The organism is Flavobacterium sp. GSA192 (genome assembly GCF_006386525.1).
Taxonomy (GTDB): Bacteria; Bacteroidota; Bacteroidia; order Flavobacteriales; family Flavobacteriaceae; genus Flavobacterium; species Flavobacterium commune.
Genome location: NZ_VAHC01000001.1, coordinates 873,881 through 890,785, shown reverse-complemented (window position 1 = coordinate 890,785; position 16,905 = coordinate 873,881). Strand labels below are relative to the sequence as shown.

15 protein-coding genes and 1 riboswitch are annotated in these 16,905 nt (G+C 34.1%); of the genes, 8 read left to right on the top strand and 7 right to left on the bottom strand.

Translation table 11 applies throughout. The features are described from left to right. Window positions 1-18: 18 nt before the first annotated feature. The 7 genes from FDM27_RS03705 to FDM27_RS03675 form a co-directional block, all read right to left on the bottom strand. A complete protein-coding gene (locus FDM27_RS03705; RefSeq protein WP_255510457.1) occupies window positions 19-1,950 on the bottom strand; it encodes a TonB-dependent receptor plug domain-containing protein in 1,932 nt (643 codons plus the stop codon). A 101-nt stretch (window positions 1,951-2,051) separates the two neighbouring features. Beyond that, a riboswitch (cobalamin riboswitch) is annotated at window positions 2,052-2,252 on the bottom strand. A 98-nt stretch (window positions 2,253-2,350) separates the two neighbouring features. Next, a complete protein-coding gene (cobC, locus tag FDM27_RS03700) occupies window positions 2,351-2,872 on the bottom strand; it encodes an alpha-ribazole phosphatase (RefSeq protein WP_140485221.1) in 522 nt (173 codons plus the stop codon). Continuing rightward, a complete protein-coding gene (locus tag FDM27_RS03695; protein WP_140485220.1) occupies window positions 2,857-3,639 on the bottom strand; it encodes an adenosylcobinamide-GDP ribazoletransferase in 783 nt (260 codons plus the stop codon). The genes cobC and FDM27_RS03695 overlap by 16 nt, the downstream gene beginning before the upstream one ends. 91 nt (window positions 3,640-3,730) lie before the next feature. Then, complete coding sequence (gene cobT / locus FDM27_RS03690; RefSeq protein ID WP_140485219.1) at window positions 3,731-5,413, bottom strand: nicotinate-nucleotide--dimethylbenzimidazole phosphoribosyltransferase; 1,683 nt, start codon at window positions 5,411-5,413, stop codon at window positions 3,731-3,733. 129 nt (window positions 5,414-5,542) lie between these two features. Next, window positions 5,543-6,184, bottom strand: a complete 642-nt coding sequence (locus FDM27_RS03685; RefSeq protein WP_140485218.1) for a diphthine--ammonia ligase — start codon at window positions 6,182-6,184, stop codon at window positions 5,543-5,545. Continuing rightward, window positions 6,181-6,696 carry a bifunctional adenosylcobinamide kinase/adenosylcobinamide-phosphate guanylyltransferase gene (locus FDM27_RS03680; RefSeq protein ID WP_140485217.1) on the bottom strand — a complete coding sequence of 172 codons (516 nt, stop codon included), beginning with the start codon at window positions 6,694-6,696 and terminating at the stop codon, window positions 6,181-6,183. The genes FDM27_RS03685 and FDM27_RS03680 overlap by 4 nt, the downstream gene beginning before the upstream one ends. 114 nt (window positions 6,697-6,810) lie before the next feature. Further along, window positions 6,811-7,173: a DUF5522 domain-containing protein gene (locus FDM27_RS03675; protein ID WP_140485216.1), complete on the bottom strand. Its 363-nt coding sequence runs from the start codon at window positions 7,171-7,173 to the stop codon at window positions 6,811-6,813. A gap of 98 nt (window positions 7,174-7,271) precedes the next feature. Between FDM27_RS03675 and FDM27_RS03670 the strand changes: the two genes are divergently transcribed. From FDM27_RS03670 to FDM27_RS03635, 8 genes are all read left to right on the top strand, one after another. Continuing rightward, window positions 7,272-8,414 carry an ABC transporter substrate-binding protein gene (locus FDM27_RS03670; RefSeq protein ID WP_140485215.1) on the top strand — a complete coding sequence of 381 codons (1,143 nt, stop codon included), beginning with the start codon at window positions 7,272-7,274 and terminating at the stop codon, window positions 8,412-8,414. Between the two features lie 8 nt (window positions 8,415-8,422). After that, window positions 8,423-9,454 carry an iron ABC transporter permease gene (locus FDM27_RS03665; RefSeq protein WP_140485214.1) on the top strand — a complete coding sequence of 344 codons (1,032 nt, stop codon included), beginning with the start codon at window positions 8,423-8,425 and terminating at the stop codon, window positions 9,452-9,454. A gap of 415 nt (window positions 9,455-9,869) precedes the next feature. After that, window positions 9,870-11,258, top strand: coding sequence for a dihydrolipoyl dehydrogenase (gene lpdA, locus FDM27_RS03660; RefSeq protein WP_071185384.1), 1,389 nt, complete (start codon window positions 9,870-9,872; stop codon window positions 11,256-11,258). Window positions 11,259-11,569: 311 nt separating this feature from the next. After that, window positions 11,570-12,448: a hypothetical protein gene (locus tag FDM27_RS03655; protein WP_140485213.1), complete on the top strand. Its 879-nt coding sequence runs from the start codon at window positions 11,570-11,572 to the stop codon at window positions 12,446-12,448. A gap of 170 nt (window positions 12,449-12,618) precedes the next feature. Continuing rightward, window positions 12,619-13,026 carry a VOC family protein gene (locus FDM27_RS03650; protein WP_140485212.1) on the top strand — a complete coding sequence of 136 codons (408 nt, stop codon included), beginning with the start codon at window positions 12,619-12,621 and terminating at the stop codon, window positions 13,024-13,026. Window positions 13,027-13,139: 113 nt separating this feature from the next. Next, complete coding sequence (locus FDM27_RS03645; RefSeq protein WP_140485211.1) at window positions 13,140-13,319, top strand: hypothetical protein; 180 nt, start codon at window positions 13,140-13,142, stop codon at window positions 13,317-13,319. Between the two features lie 54 nt (window positions 13,320-13,373). Continuing rightward, entirely contained in the window at window positions 13,374-13,751 is a 378-nt protein-coding gene (locus FDM27_RS03640) for a DUF2809 domain-containing protein (RefSeq protein WP_140485210.1), read from the top strand. A 191-nt stretch (window positions 13,752-13,942) separates the two neighbouring features. Next, on the top strand, window positions 13,943-16,669 hold the full coding sequence (locus FDM27_RS03635) for a hypothetical protein (protein WP_140485209.1): 2,727 nt from the start codon (window positions 13,943-13,945) through the stop codon (window positions 16,667-16,669). The last annotated feature ends 236 nt before the right edge of the window (window positions 16,670-16,905 follow it).

The window sequence follows — 16,905 nt, the reverse complement described above, 5'->3', positions numbered from 1 at the left end:
TTAATTTAAAGTATTTTATTATAAATTGATATTTAATCCTAATTTAAAGTTTCTTCCTCTAGTACTGAAACCTCTGGCTTCAACAAAATCCTTATTCAAAATATTTTCTGCAGATGCAAAAACATTAAGTCTGTTTTTAATAACAACATAACGAATATTTGCATTTACCAATTGGTAATCTTTCAATATTTCTGAATTAATAATTGTTTCATAATCAGGTGCCGGACCATAAGTACTGTATTCAGTATATCTATCCGAAACAAATTGATAAGTTGCACTAAAAGCTAAACGTTCAGTTGCCTGAATATCCAATCCTGTATTTACTTTGTGTTTAGGATTTAAAATTCTGGACTGTCTTTCCATTTCTGTAAAAGTATAGTTAGCATTCCATTTTATTCTACTATTTAATTGATACGAAAACATAGTTTCAATTCCTCTTGCCTTATTCACACCAGAAACACTAAAATATTTATATGTAACTAAGTCAAAACCTATGGCATCTACTTCATCTCTCAAAAATGCAATTGAAGTAAGTGTTAATTTTTTATTGAATAATTCAGCTTCAAAACCAGCTTCCAGTGTTTTATCTTTCTCTGGAGATAAATTTACGTCTCCATAAGAAGAATACAATTGGTACAAACTAGGTGCAATAAAAGCAGTACTGTAAGAGGCTAATAATTTTATTGGCGTATTAGGTATTGAATACGATGGATTCAAATTAAAAACCCAATTATTCCCAAACTTACTATGAATAGTATAACGCAGACCTGCATTAAAATTAAACCCAAAATCAGAATTATAAACCACCGTTGTATAAGGATCAATCATATTAAATTTAGCCAATTCTTTAGGCAAATCAACATAATCACTCTTATTAGACATTTCATGAAATTGAAATTGAGCACCTGTTACAACAAACAGTTCCGGTAGAATACTATATTTATTAAATAAATCAGCATTAATACTTCTGGATTTGTAATACGAAAAACTTCCATAATTAAACAATGCCCTATCCATCACATTCGCACTGGAGTTAAGCACAATTTCGCCATTTGTATATTTATATTTTGGAGAAAAGCCTACTCTATATTGTTCAGAAGTTGCAAAATTATCCGGATTATCTGCAAATGAGCCTGAATCGAATTCATTTTTTATTTTATCATAATTAGCAAAGAAATCCAATGCTAATTTTTTATTTGGTGTAAAACCAAACTTCACAACAGAATTGATTCTGGAAAAACTATCCGCTTCAAAATTTTCTGTATCCAAAGCAGGTTTTGCTTCCGAAATCCCTGATGTCTCTGTACTATTCAAAGAAGCAAAATAATTGAACTTATCTGATTTCCCATTAAATGAAAATCCCTGATTAAAATCCTGAGCCGAATAATCCTTGTCTTTGGCAGCTGTTTGTGTACCCACATTCATATAAACGTTTCCTGCAATAGCATTCTTTGCTGCTTTTTTCAAAGTAATATTGATTACTCCAGTTGCAGCTCCCGAGCCATAAAGTGTACTCGCAGCCCCTTTCATTACCTCAATGCTTTGTACCTGATCAGCAGCAAGTAAACGCAAATCATAAGACAAACTAATTCCTGAGGCATCAGTAACAGGAACACCATCAATTAAAATTAAAACCTGATGTCCTCGTCCACCTCTAATAAAAACACCTAAATCTTTTCCGTTTCGGCTTTGATTTCCGTTAATTTCGACTCCGGCTACAGTACTTAAAACCTGAGCTATGGATTGCCCTGGTCTTTTTTTCAAATCATCGGCTGTAATTTTTACAATTACTTTTCCTGATTTTTCCTTAGGCAATGCAAATTTAGAATCCGAAATAACTACCTCATCCAATTCATTAACAACAGGAAGTACAACCCCTTTTTTTTGCGCAAAAGCACAAGCACTTATTAATGCAAAAAATACACTAATACGAACGACTTTTTTGTTCATTTTAAACAAATTTAATAACAGCTTTTTTTTAACCGTTACATGACTAATAAATGGGAGAAAAGCATAGAATTACCCATACCCAAACCTTTTTTCCCGAAAGTTTGATACTCGATGTAGTAGGCAGGTCTCCTGGCTTGCGTCTTGTTGTTGACCTTCTCATCCGCCGCGGCGAACAATGGTTTTGTAGATAACAACAAGCTTTATAGCTTACAGTTGCGGGTACAGCTCAGGTATTTAACCTGATTCCCTTTTAATGTTATTTTTCGAATAGAAAAACAGCAACCTCAATACGGCGGCAAAGATAAAACTTAATTCAGCTAAAAATCAAATTTATTTATAGAACCATTCAAAAGAAAACAAAACAACTAAAAACCAGACAATTAAACTGTTTTTATTGAAGTTATAATTCCAGTTTTATAACATCTCCAAAATCGACTTTATTAGTAAAAGCATCTTTTAAAGGTAAATTAGAAATGGTACATAAGATACTTCTAATTACTCCGGCATGAGTAACAAGCACTATTGGTTTTGAGGTATTTTTAATAAAATCAGCAGTTAAAAAATCACTTACGCGATGATGTAAATCCACGAACGATTCGCCATTGGGAACGGCTACATTTACAAAATCGGTCATCCAGGGTGTAAAATCAACTTCGGGAATAGCATCCCATTTTTTCATTTCCCAATCGCCAAAATGCATCTCCATCAATCGGGAATCGGTAATTATCGATGGGGCTAAATAATTTGCCAATTGAACACAGCGCAATAACGGACTCGAATAAACAATCGCATCAACAGGAATTTGGCTTTTAATATATTCAAACTGCTCCAAATAAGGTTCTTTCAAAGCCACATCGGTTTGTCCGTAGCAAATGCCTTTTTCAAAAACCGTTTCGGTATGACGCACTAAATAAACTTCCATAATGCAAAACTTGACAAATAAAAAACTACTTCACATACTTGCTGTGTTGCACCAAGACAATCCCCGGTATAGCCGCCTATCCATTTTTGAAAATAACGAGCCAGAAAAAATCGGAATAAGAAAACAGTAATTACAGCATACAGTATTTGCCAGCAAAAAATGGCAAGTATCAAAAGCGGTAACAATCCGAAAAAGAAAGCACCAAATACTTCTCTCCAGGTATAACTTTGAGCTATAGGCTTGCTTTTGCTGGTTGCATCTTCTCTTGAATATTGATGTGTAAAAACAATTGATATTGCAGCTAGACGGCTTACAGAATGAGCAGAAACAAAAAGTAAAAAACCGATTGCTATTGAATTTGTCTCTTCAACCAATTGAACCAAACCTTGAAATTTCAACAAAAACAGCAAAACTAAACCAATCGCACCATAAGCCCCAATGGCACTATCTTTCATAATCAAAAGAATCTTTTCTTTGGTCCATCCGCCTCCAAAACCATCACAAACATCGGCAAAACCATCTTCATGAAAAGCTCCGGTAACAAGAATACTGGCAATCATCGAAAGTACAATTGCAATTTCGTTCGAAAAAACAAAAGTTGAAAGATAAAAAACCATAAAACTAATACTACCTACTAACCAGCCAATTACAGGGAAATATCTCGAAGCTTTATTTAAGTAATCTGGATGGTGATCTATAGTTGCAGGACAGGGAATCCGGGTGTAAAACATCAATGCCGTAAAAAATATATGGAGTTCTTTTTTCATTATTTTCTAATAAATACTTTAATTAATTCTAAAATCTGACTTATAACTTCCCACCTCTAACCTCTAACCTCTAACCTCTAACCTCTAACTTCTAACTTCTATTCTCACTCACTCCGGCACTTTCAAAACTGGCCATCTCATTTAAAAAAGCCACAGCCGATTCTATTATTGGAAACACAAGTGCGCAACCCGTTCCTTCGCCCAAGCGCAAATCTAATTGTAAAACAGCCGACACTCCAAGATAATCCAACAATTTTTTATGTGCTTTTTCAGCCGATTGATGGCTAAAAATAGCGTTGTCAATTATAGCAGGATTTTTTTTGAAAGCGATTAAAAAAGCAACACTACAGATAAAACCATCTACCAGAAAAATCATATTCTGTCTGTAAGCCTCCAGCATTCCACCAGCCATTTGCAAAATTTCAAAGCCTCCAAAATAAGTCAAATAACTATCCAAATCCTTTGGTCCGTGATAATTTTCAATGGCTTTTCTTAAAATATCAATCTTAAATTGCAGCTTTTCGTCATCAACTCCTGTACCTCTGCCTACACAATCTTCGATAGAAAAATTACAAATCACACTCATTAAAACCGAAGCGGTAGCTGTATTGCCAATGCCCATTTCGCCAAAACCAATACAATTACTTCCTTGTTTAGCAATGTTTTCTACAATTTCGCTTCCTTTGCTTAAACACAATTCCATTTGCGCTTTGCCCATAGCCGGACCACCTAAAAACGAATGCGTTCCTTTGTCAATCTTAGCCGAAATCAGTGTTGTATTAGACGGAAAATCATAATTCACACCCGCATCAACTACCGAAAGAGCTATTTTATTTTGTTTGCAAAATACATTTATTGCCGCTCCGCCATCCAGAAAATTAGTCAGCATCTGGCGTGTTACATCCTGCGGATAAGCACTCACCCCATGCTGTGCAATACCGTGATCGGCAGCAAAAACCACTATATTTGGATTGCTAATTTTAGGTTCCAAGGTTTGAAAAACAGTTCCTATCTGTTTCGCGATTTTTTCCAAAACACCTAATGAACCAATCGGTTTTGTTTTTTTGTCGATTTTATCTTCTAAGGCTTTCAATGAAAAATCAGCTTTATTGGTACGAACAACATCTTCTTCAAGTTCCTTTGTTGCTATTGAATGAAGTTGTCTAATTTCCGAAACAAAAGGTGCTTCGGTTTTTTGTTTCCAATGCAACTGTTGCAACATTGGTTGGTTCTCGTAATTTGTCGCTGGTTTGCCTACGCAAAAATACCCCAGCGGTTCAATATGTTCCGGCAAACCCAATATTTTCTTGAATTGGTAATAATTCAAAATCGAAACCCATCCCATTGAATACCCTTGTTCGGTAAGCGAAAGCCAAATATTTTGAGCTGCACAAACTGCGCTGAATTTTATGGCTTCATTACTTCCCACTGTCCCGATAGTAAAATGATTCAACACCGAACGGTCGTAACAAATGACTAATCCTAGTGGTGCATCTTCAATTGCCTCGAGCTTTAATTTTTGATATTGTACTTTTTGTAATTCATCATCCGTACAGGCTGCAGCTTTTTTATCGTATTCCAAAAACAATTCCTTAACTGCTTTTTTAATTTCAGCCGATTTGATTAGATAATATTTGGTTGCCTCAGTCAAACCAACAGAAGGCGCCCAATGCCCCGCCTCTAATGCTTTTTCGATTACAGCATCAGGAACGGCATCATTGGTAAAATGACGGGTATCCCGGCGTGATTTTATTATTTCGTCTAAATTGGTCATCGTCAATTATTACTTTGTTTTTTTATTTCAACGGATTAATCCCGAATACTTTCGGGACGTTGCTACAATATAAGCCATTACATTGATACTAAACCGAATACTAAATACTGTCCACTGAACACTACTCAGCTATTCCCAAACCACAAAACAATAGTCCTTATAGGTTTTAGTCGTAAAAGCAGGCAATTCAACAGCTTCTGAAAACAAGGGACAATTAATTACCATAGTATGAAATTCGCCATTCTCCCCACAAGGATCTATTCCTTTTTCCAATAACTCCAAGGCCAATTCCTTAGTCAAAATCTTCCCTAAATAACTTTCACCCATCATCGTATTACAGGAAACAATCATGGTTACAATTCCGTTTTCAATCATTTCATTTACCAATGCAATACGGTCTTGCTGCCACAACGGTAAAATTGCCTTTAAAGAAGCCGCCTGACAAACTTTCTCTTCCCAATCTCTGTGAGGCTGCAAATCGATATCTCCAAAAACAGCTGCTTCCAAATCAAAATTTGCTTTAAGCGATTTTAAAATTGCTATGAACTTTTCCTCATAATCACCCCAAGTAGCCGGAACGGTCTCTATAGGTAATTGCATTTTTTGGGCCTGTTGTTTCAAAATAGCTAATGGCAAACCATGCGAACGGGAAATTTTGCCATTTTCATTCATCATGTTTAGCAAAACCTTGGGTTTAAATCCTTGTTTGACTGCCTGCATCATCGCATAACAGCTGTCTTTTCCACCGGACCAAGAGGTTACAAAATTCATAATCCTCCTTTTATTACTACAGGAATTCCGGAAACCATTAGGATTGCCTTATCCGCTTTTTTAGCTAAATACTGGTTCATCCAACCTTGTAGTTCTGTAAACTTTCTACCTATATGTGTATCAGCATGAACCCCCATTCCTATTTCGTTAGAAATAATAATGATGGTCGCATTAGGCTGATTGGCTACCGCTTCAAATTCTGCCTTAGCCTGAATCAAACTCAACTCAACATCGTTTTTAGTATCAATAAAAAAATTGGTCAACCATAAAGTTACGCAATCAATTACAGCCACCTGACCTGAAAAATCAATTTCGCTTAAAAATTTTTCTTTTTCGATGTTAATCCAACGTTCGTCTCTATCTTTTTGATGACGGTCAATTCGTTTTTGAAAATCATCATCCCATTTTCGGGCTGTAGCAACATACATAGGTCTCGCCGATAATTCTTTGGCTATATTTTCGGCATAACTGCTCTTTCCTGAGCGTTCTCCTCCTGTTATGAAATAAATCATTTTTAATTATTAATGGTTAATTAAATCAATTATTGATTATAGATATTAATTTCTAATTGCATTTTCACTTATGTTAGATCCCCCTCTTCTTCACTTCTAACTTCTAACTATTTTTCAGTACGGACAATGACGGCAACCATTACCACAGCAAGAACCTCTTTTTAAATGAAACCAAGCTTTGAAAACATAATTCCCGTTCTCCAAATAATAATCGATTCCTTCAATCAAATAAGTAGTTTTAGGCAAATCTTTAGCTTTATTTTCTAAAGCATTTTCCGGAGAAATAGTGGCTACATATTCTTCAATCTTTATCGCGCAACTATTCTTAAAACAATCAGGACAAAGACAATCTGCTCCTTCCGAAAGATTAAAAATAGGCGGAAAATCATTGCACCAACATTTCTTTTCCTCAGAAACATCTCCGCAATCAAAGTTTGTCCCGCAATTGGAACATTGTTTTACTTTTATAGCATTCATGAGGTAAAGATAGTACTTGTTGTTTTTTTTATCCTAAAAAACAAAGAAGATATTTTATGGATTTTCTTATACCTTTGCCTTAAATTTTAAAAATTACTATGAAAACCTCTTTGTATAAAATCTTTTTCATTTTGTTTATTAGTTTTTTTGCAAGCTGTAAAAAATCAGAAAACACTAGCTCTAAAACCATTACAGCTGTAAAAAATGAAATTGAATATTCGAGCAATCTAGCCATTTATAAATACAATGGTTTTTCTATTGTTAAGGTACTCAATCCCTGGCCTGATGCTAATAAAAATTTTACTTATATACTGAAAGAAAAAAATGCTACTGTTCCTGACAGTTTACAAAAATATACTCAACTATCAGTTCCTTTACAATCTATAGTGGTGACTTCGACTACTAATGTTCCTTTTTTAGAAATGCTGAACGTTGAGAAATCCTTGACCGGGTTCCCGCACACTGACTATGTTTCTTCTGCAAAAACCCGAAAACTGATTGACGCAGGAGTCGTGAAAAATGTGGGACAAAACGAACGCTTAAATATTGAAAAGCTAATTGATTTAGCTCCCGAAGCCATTGTTACTTTTGGCGTTGACAACAACAATCCAATGATTGCTAATCTGGAAAAAAGTGGCTTAAATGTAATTATTCAGGCCGATTGGATGGAACAATCCCCACTAGGGAAAGCCGAATGGATTAAATTGTATGCAGCCCTATTCGGTAAAGAAAAAGAAGGTAAAATCCTTTTTGATAATATTGTAAAAAACTACAATGACGCTTTAAAATTAGTAACCAATCAAAAAGCAGAAAAAACTGTTTTATATGGTTCCATGTACCAAAATCAATGGTTTGTAGCCAAAGGACACAGCTGGGTTGCCGAGTTTATGAAAGATGCCAAATCCAATTATTTATGGGCTGATGTTGATGGAAGCGGAAGTTTGGGATTGCCTTTCGAAAAAATATTAGAAAAAGCTAAAAACGCAGAGGTTTGGATTGCTACAGGTTCTTTTAAAAATGCTACTGAACTAGGAAACAGTAATCCGCATTATGAACAATTTGATGCTTTTAAAGCTAATAATGTCTATACTTTTGAAAGCAAACTAGGTGCAACGGGAGGGACAATTTATTATGAATTAGCCCCTAGCCGACCGGATTTAGTTTTGAAAGATTATATCAAGATTTTTCATCCTGAATTATTAGCCAACTATAATTTTACCTTTGCAACGAAACTAAACTAGAAAATAAATTGAAAAACCAAAAACGAAATACAATTCTATTTTCCTACCTTGTTATAGGACTGTTTTTTTTATTTTTTATAAATATCAGTTTAGGATCAATAACCATCCCTTTCAAAGAAGTTTATCATAGCTTAAGCGGAAGTCAGGCCAGCAAATCGACTTGGGAATACATTATTATGGATTACCGATTACCTAAAGCCATCACGGTAGTTTTAGTTGGAATCGGGCTTTCAATCAGTGGTTTATTGATGCAAACTTTATTCAGAAATCCATTGGCGGGACCTTATGTTTTAGGACTGAGTTCGGGAGCGAGTTTAGGAGTGGCTTTTGTAATTTTAGGAGCCGGTTTACTTCCTCCGTTTTTACAGGAAATAGTACTTTCGTCTTACGGAATTGTCTTAGCCTCAACCATAGGGAGTTCTTGTGTATTAGTAGCCGTTTTATTGGTTTCTATCCGATTAAGAGACACCATGACCATCCTGATTGTGGGATTGATGTTCGGTAGTTTAAGTTCTGCAATCGTAGGAACATTGAGTTTCTTTAGCACTGCCGAGCAATTGCAAAAATTCACATTTTGGTCTTTAGGAAATCTGGGAAATCTTTCCTGGACTTCCATTATTATTTTAGCTGTTTGTGTGTTAACGGGATTACTGTTGAGTGTAGCCTGTATCAAACCTTTGAATGCACTGCTACTTGGAGAAAATTATGCCCGAAGCCTTGGTTTAAATTACAACAAAGCGAGGCTAATTATTTTGTTTGCCACCAGTATTTTAGCGGGGAGCATTACTGCTTTTGCAGGCCCTATAGCCTTTATCGGACTGGCAGTTCCTCATATTGCCAAATTGGTTTTCCAAACCAGTAATCATACTATTTTGTTTTGGAGTACCCTGCTATTTGGAGCCATTATCATGCTTGTTTGCGATACCATTTCGCAAGTTCCGGGTGGCGAAATTACTTTGCCTATCAATGCTGTGACTTCTATTTTTGGTGCACCAATAGTGATTTGGTTATTACTCAGAAAACAGAAAATGGTGGGTTAAAAACGTCTAATTCTAACTAAATATTTAACCTCAAAGGGCGCAGTAAAAATCATTTTTTGTCTTTAAAAACGCAAAGAACACAAAGCTTTGCGTTGCTGGCGCAATACTTTTTAATCTTTGCGGTTAAAAAACAGCATTGATGGATTCCTAAAAATATATAAGAAACCAAAGAGATTTTGTTAGATTTTGAAAAATCAACCTTTATAAACAGCATTCTGTTAAAAGTTTGTGCTTTTGTGAGTTTCAAAAACAGAATAAATCCTTAAATTCGCAGTCTCAATTAATTTAGTAATCTACAGAAGATGAAGACCACATTGGCAAACTTCATTTTTTACAACTAAAAAATAAAATACATAGAAATGACATGAGCTTGCTCATCGCATTTCACAAATAATAAACAAATAAATACATAGAAATGAAATACGACGTTATTGTTTTAGGAAGTGGTCCCGGCGGATATGTAACTGCCATTAGAGCATCACAATTAGGCTTTAAAGTAGCCGTAGTTGAAAAAGAAAACTTAGGTGGAGTTTGCTTGAACTGGGGATGTATCCCAACAAAAGCATTACTAAAATCGGCTCAGGTTTTTGATTATCTAAAACACGCTTCCGATTACGGATTGACGGTTTCTGAATTTGACAAAGATTTCCCTGCAGTAATTCAACGTAGCCGTAATGTTGCTGATGGAATGAGCAAAGGAATTACTTTCCTAATGAAGAAAAACAAAATCGACGTTATTAATGGTTTTGGAAAATTAAAACCAGGTAAAAAACTAGACGTTACTGATAAAGACGGAAAAGTTACTGAATACAGTGCTGATCATATTATTATTGCTACTGGTGCCCGTTCTCGTGAGTTGCCAAACTTACCTCAGGACGGTGTAAAAGTAATTGGTTACCGTCAGGCAATGACTTTGCCTGAACAACCTAAAAAGATGATTATCGTAGGTTCAGGAGCTATCGGAGTGGAATTTGCTCACTTCTACAACTCTATGGGAACTGAAGTTACCATCGTTGAATTCATGCCAAACGTAGTTCCTGTAGAAGACGAAGACATCTCAAAAGAATTTGAAAAGTCTTTGAAAAAATCTGGAATTACAGTTATGACTAACTCTTCTGTTGAAAGAATTGACACTTCAGGAAAAGGAGTAAAAGCATTTGTGAAAACAGCTAAAGGAGAAGAAATTTTAGAAGCTGATATTTTACTTTCTGCTGTTGGTATCAAAACGAACATCGAAAACATCGGATTAGAAGAAGTAGGTATTGCTACTGACAGAGATAAAATCTTAGTAAACGCTTACAACGCAACTAACATCCCAGGTTACTACGCTATTGGTGACGTAACTCCGGGACAGGCTTTAGCTCACGTAGCTTCAGCTGAAGGAATCAACTGCGTAGAGAAAATTGCAGGTATGCACGTAGAAGCTATCGATTACGGAAACGTACCGGGTTGTACTTATGCTACACCAGAAATTGCTTCTGTAGGTCTAACTGAAAAAGCAGCCAGAGAAAAAGGATACGATTTGAAAATTGGAAAATTCCCATTCGTAGCATCTGGAAAAGCAAAAGCATCTGGAAATGCTGACGGATTTGTAAAAGTAATCTTTGATGCCAAATACGGAGAATGGTTAGGATGTCACATGATTGGTGCCGGAGTTACGGATATGATTGCTGAGGCAGTTGTAGCCCGTAAACTGGAAACTACAGGTCACGAAATCCTTAAAGCAATCCACCCACACCCAACAATGAGTGAGGCAGTTATGGAAGCGGTTGCCGCAGCATACGGTGAAGTAATTCACATCTAAGTAGTCATTGCGGAGGAGTTGCAAGGCGTGAAGCAAAGCAATCTCAACCTCATAATATAAGAATCCGATTGGTGAAAACCAGTCGGATTTTTTTGTTCATGCAAGTACATCAACTATTATTTTTAAAAATTGATATTGATTTTTGAAATTGCTATTGAAATTCAAAATGATTTGTAGGAAAAAAATAATATATTTGGATAAACATAAACGAAACCAAACTTCGCTAATCACTTCATATTTGGACGTATTCACGAAAGTTTGTTTCATATATAAATGAGTTAGGCAGTAATAGTCCCAAAAAACAGAAAGAAATGAGTTACGATTTATACTTTTTTAAAAGAAAAGAAAGCAAATTAACCGAAAAAGAAGTTGAAGTTTATTTATCTGAAAATTTAGTTACAGAAGAAAAAGGTCAATGGTTTTTTCAAAATAATGATACCGAAGTTTATTTTATAATTGAGAAAAACGAAACTGAAATAGACGTAGAAGAAATTGAATTCGTTGAAAATCACGAAGATTTTGAAAATCTAAATTTAACATTCATTTTAAATTTTTTGCGCCCTAGTTTTTTTGGAACTGAAGCATTTGAGTTTATAGAAAAAATGATTAATGATTTGGATATTTACATTTCTAATCCGCAATCTGACAAAGAAATTCCATACAAACCTAACAGCGAAGAATTATTTAAAAATTGGAACTCAACAAATTTAAATTCGAGTTCAAAACATTTTGGCGAACAAAACAGTTATTTAGAAATTGAAAAATCTAACGAAATTTGGAAATACAATTTTAACAGAAATGAAATACAAGAAAAACTTGGAGAAAATTATTTTGTGCCTAAAATTTTCTTTTTCAAAACAAAAGCAGAAAATAAAGTAATTACACTTTCAAGTTGGACAGAACATATTCCAAACTTAATTCCCAATGCAGACTATTTTTTACTTACTAAAATTCACACAAAGTTTTTTAGAAAAGTTCAAGAAAACGTACTCTTATCAAGAGAAAATTTATTGAATAGATTTGGAGAATATTTTAGTGATTATGAATATTCTAATTGTAAAATTATTCATCCTGAAAACGCTAAAAAAATTAAAAATTTATTCAATTCAACAAAATCAGAATTAAAACTTGAAAATTTTGCAGAAAGAATACAAATTGAAAACTTGTTTAACGAAAAACCAAGTGAATAAAACTACTTCCGTCAACAACTACAACGGATTTGGGCAATCGATTTAATACAATGTTAGTTTTGGCAAATCCGAATAACTAGCCTAATTCAGCTACAAACCAGCTGATTACCAAAACATCAACACTCAACAACAAACACATTTTTTCAACCTAACAACTAAACACTTAAAAAATGGCAAAACAAGTTTTTATCAATTTAGCAGTAAAAGACGTTCAAAAGTCTATGGATTTTTATACTGCATTGGGTTTTACAAATAATCCTCAATTTTCGGACGATGCCGGAAAGTGTATGGTTTGGAGTGAAAACATTTTTGTAATGCTTTTATCGCACGAAAAGTTTGCCAGCTTTGCAACCAAACCCATTGCCGATACAAAATCAGCCGTAGCAGGACTTTTCTCCTTATCGGTTGACAGTGTTGATGAAGTAAACAACATCATGACAAACGGATTAAAAGCAGGGGGAACAGAACCTAACGAAATGAGGGATTACGGTTTTATGCAACAGCGAACCATTGAAGATTTTGACGGACACACCTGGGAAATTTTCTACATGGACATTTCAAACCCAACAGAACAATAATCAAGTAATAACAGCATAGCATTTGATACTTTTTTTTACTTTTATATAGTTGATTTTAATCTAAAAAAATGGATAGCATAACAATTTATCCGAAATACTAAAAGCTAAAATCTTTGCTAAAATCCTTATTGGAAAAAATGAAAGTTCGTTTTGAAATTACAAGATATGATGAGGAAACTTCGCTAAGCGAAAGTGAATTGATCGCTAAAATTGATAAATCTATCTTACAGGCTGATTCAGGAAAAACAAAAAAACTCACAAAAGACCAACAAAAGAAATTTTTAGGTTTATGATTTTTTGTGGATTCTAAAATTCAAATTCCATAGAGTATCGTAAAACCAAACAAATTGCTACAATTCAACAAAACTTATTTTACATTTACGGTTTTACTATTTCTGGTAGAAACCTTAATCGCTTTGTTTGTACATGACCAATTGATAAGACCTTATTTTGGGGATGTTTTAATAGTAATCTTGATTTATTGTTTTTTAAAATCCTTTCTCAATTTCTCGGTTTGGACTACTGCAATAATTGTATTTTGTTTTTCTTTTTTCGTTGAATTCACACAATATATAGATTTAATTGGAAAGCTCGGCTTGGAACATTCAGGAATTGCAAAGGCTATTCTTGGTAATTCCTTTTCTTACTTGGATTTGTTTGCTTACGCTACAGGAATTCTAGTTGTTCTTATTTTCGAAAAAATTTACTCTAAAAATCCTTATTAAGCCAATATCCAGCTCTACACTTCGAATAGCAATTAAAAATACGAAAAATCGTATTTTTAATTGAATTATTTTCTATATTTGATACTGCTCAAAAAAATGCTGTTTTGTTATAACATGCTAAACCAGAATTTTTAGATACAGTGCATCAAACTGATAAACAATTATTTAATCACACAAATAAGTCTGTCGATATGGAAAAATCACCAAATAAAGATTATAGCAAAATCATCACTATACTTATTTGGTTTTTACTGTTATTTCCACTCCATATTGAGGCGCAAGAAAGCGACTTAATTGTTTCCAATACTTCCTTTGCCGAAAAAATATACCTGCAATTAGACCGAAAAGTTTATACTAATAGCGATACGGTGTGGTTTAAATGTATTGTTTCAAATGCTTCCGAACACATTCTTTCACCTTTAAGTGGTGTATTATATGTCGAACTCATTGATGCCGATGAAGTCATACGCCAAAAAAAATTAATCAAAATAGAAAATGGTATCGGTCATGGAAATTTTGAATTAGATAAAAAAATCCCAAAAGGCAATTACCTCATCAGAGCCTATACACAATGGAATCAGAATTTTGATAATGCTTTTGTTTTTGAAGAATACATTCAGGTATTTACAACCGAAACTCAAAATAATGCAGCAATCGAGAACATTAAACTCATCAAGGATGAGGCTACCGGCGATCATTTGGAAGTTTTTTTCAATCCGCAGGTCATTGATTCATTACAAAAAAATAAAATCACCGTATTTGTCACTGTTGATGATAAAAAAGACAGCTTACTGATTAAAAAAGGAAAAAACGACAAATATGTTCTGGATTATTCTCTTGAAAAAGAAAGCCAGTTTGCTACCTTAAAAATACAAACCGAAAACGAAAAAAAATACAGCAAAACATTTGTTTTAAACAAGGATTATCTGGACTTGCAATTCTTTCCCGAAAGTGGTGAATTAGTCCACGGACTCAGTAGCAAAGTGGGTTTTAAAGCTTTAGATGCGAACGGAAAAGGAAAAATTGTAGCAGGTGATATTATTGATGAAAAAGGAAATAATATCTCTTCGTTTAAAAGTAATACATTGGGAATGGGCAGTTTTTTTATTACTAATGCAGACAGTTCCCAAAAATATTATGCCAGATTAAAAGTTCCTTCTTTAAAAAAATCATTATTATATCCATTACCGAATGTTGCTGCAATCGGAAATACTTTGGCTGTAAATAAACAAGGAGATAAAGTTCTCCTTAAGGTCTTATCTAACTACTTGAAAAACGACAGTATCTTTGTTCGAATTTCATTTAGAGGGATGGATTTATATGAAAAAAAAGTCAGTCTGAATCAGGGGTTTTACCAATCCTTAATCTCTACATCTGAAATTCCGGAAGGCATTATTTGCTTTAGCATTTTGGATAATTCTAAAAATCCCATTGCCAGAAGACTTTATTTTAATGAAAAACCACAAAGCAGAATAAAGATTCAACTTTCCGCCGATAAGAACAAATACAGCAAGCGGGAATTGACTAATCTCAGTATTCAAACCACAAATTACAGCGAAGAACCGATAAAAACCAATACCTCCCTACTGGTTATCAACAAAGAAGATTTAGGGAATATGCAAAGTTTACGTCAAAACATACTTTCCTACTTTTTAATCAACTCCGAATTAAAAGGAAACATCGAGAATCCGGGCTATTATTTTAACAATAACAGCAACTATGCCGATTTAGAAGCACTGCTGCTCACGCAAGGATGGAGTAAATACAATTATTCTAAATCGTATCCATCCCTTACTGTCAATCCCGAAAAATCACTAACGGTATCCGGTAAAGTAAATAAGCTTTTTTCAGAAAAAAAAGGAGTAAAAGACATCCAATTAACGATGATGACCAATGGAAAAGACAAATCCTTTTATACTCAGGTAACCGACAGCTTAGGTAAATTTAATTTTAGTTTGAATGACGAATATGGAAAGGAAATAGAAATACTGATTCAAACTGCTAAAAAAACAGATAGAAAAGTAAGCAATTCAGTTGTTCTGGACCAAAAGAAATCACCTGCTATTCTTTTTGAGCATCATAAATCTATTGAACCAATAGACAGTATTGTAGAGAAATTCATCAAGAAAAGTATTCAGCAAAAAGAGATAGAAGAAAAATTCAAACTGCAATTTGGCGGAATTCTTCTAAATCAAGTTACCATTAGTGGTAAAATGGCTCCTAACAAGCAAAAAGTAACGGAGAAATACGGCAAACCAACTACCATAATTAGTGGTAAAGAGATTCTTTCCAAAGAAAAAAAATGGTCTTATGGATTGTACAGTATATTATTATTTAATTATCCTGATAAAGTCAGGATAGAAAGAATGCCCGATCAAAATTTATATGCCATTGTCAACAACGAACCTACTCTTGTTCTTATTGATGGCGTTCCTGTTACATATTATGACTATGCACATATTCCTGCTATCTCACCAAGTGAAGTAAAAAGTTTTGAAATTATTGAATATGCCAGCGGTTTTTCAACATTATTTTGCGAAGTACATACTGAACTTAATAATTGCGAATTAGCAGCTCCTATTTGGGGAAATGTCATAGCAATCTATACCCATGCTGGAATAGGTCTTGCAGGTGCATACAAACCAACAGGATTAACAAAAACCGCTATTCCTGTCTTTGCTTCGCCTCAGGAATTTTATGCTCCAAAATATGAAAACATTCAGCCCGACAGTTGGCAACATTCGGACATCAGAACATTAATTCACTGGCACCCCATCCTAAAAACAGATGATTCAGGCAAAGCATCAACTTCTTATTACAATGCCGATAATAAAGGCGAAATAATGGTAGTTGTAGAAGCTATTTCAGACAAAGGCGAAATTGGCTATCAGGAACTTAATTACGAAATAAAGGAATAATGAAGTCTAAAGACTAATTAAAAGCAATCCGTTTATAGATTTTAGAATTTTGATGTCTTGTTATTGCTGTAAAACGTCTCGGTAATTTTTTTTAAAATGGACAATGAGATTGACTTTTGATATTGTTATTTTTCCCTTTTCATCACCCTAATCAACTATTCACCTGAAAAACAACAAACTAAAACAAAGATAAAAATCGCTTTCGTTAATTTTATTTAGAATAAGTAAAAATAATT

Bases quoted from the DNA above. Each gene is read 5' to 3' on its own strand.
- FDM27_RS03705 (WP_255510457.1), bottom strand. From the start codon at position 1,950: ATGAACAAAAAAGTCGTTCGTATTAGTGTATTTTTTGCATTAATAAGT.
- cobC (WP_140485221.1), bottom strand. From the start codon at position 2,872: ATGGAAGTTTATTTAGTGCGTCATACCGAAACGGTTTTTGAAAAAGGC.
- FDM27_RS03695 (WP_140485220.1), bottom strand. From the start codon at position 3,639: ATGAAAAAAGAACTCCATATATTTTTTACGGCATTGATGTTTTACACC.
- cobT (WP_140485219.1), bottom strand. From the start codon at position 5,413: ATGACCAATTTAGACGAAATAATAAAATCACGCCGGGATACCCGTCAT.
- FDM27_RS03685 (WP_140485218.1), bottom strand. From the start codon at position 6,184: ATGAATTTTGTAACCTCTTGGTCCGGTGGAAAAGACAGCTGTTATGCG.
- FDM27_RS03680 (WP_140485217.1), bottom strand. From the start codon at position 6,696: ATGATTTATTTCATAACAGGAGGAGAACGCTCAGGAAAGAGCAGTTAT.
- FDM27_RS03675 (WP_140485216.1), bottom strand. From the start codon at position 7,173: ATGAATGCTATAAAAGTAAAACAATGTTCCAATTGCGGGACAAACTTT.
- FDM27_RS03670 (WP_140485215.1), top strand. From the start codon at position 7,272: ATGAAAACCTCTTTGTATAAAATCTTTTTCATTTTGTTTATTAGTTTT.
- lpdA (WP_071185384.1), top strand. From the start codon at position 9,870: ATGAAATACGACGTTATTGTTTTAGGAAGTGGTCCCGGCGGATATGTA.
- FDM27_RS03655 (WP_140485213.1), top strand. From the start codon at position 11,570: ATGAGTTACGATTTATACTTTTTTAAAAGAAAAGAAAGCAAATTAACC.
- FDM27_RS03650 (WP_140485212.1), top strand. From the start codon at position 12,619: ATGGCAAAACAAGTTTTTATCAATTTAGCAGTAAAAGACGTTCAAAAG.
- FDM27_RS03635 (WP_140485209.1), top strand. From the start codon at position 13,943: ATGGAAAAATCACCAAATAAAGATTATAGCAAAATCATCACTATACTT.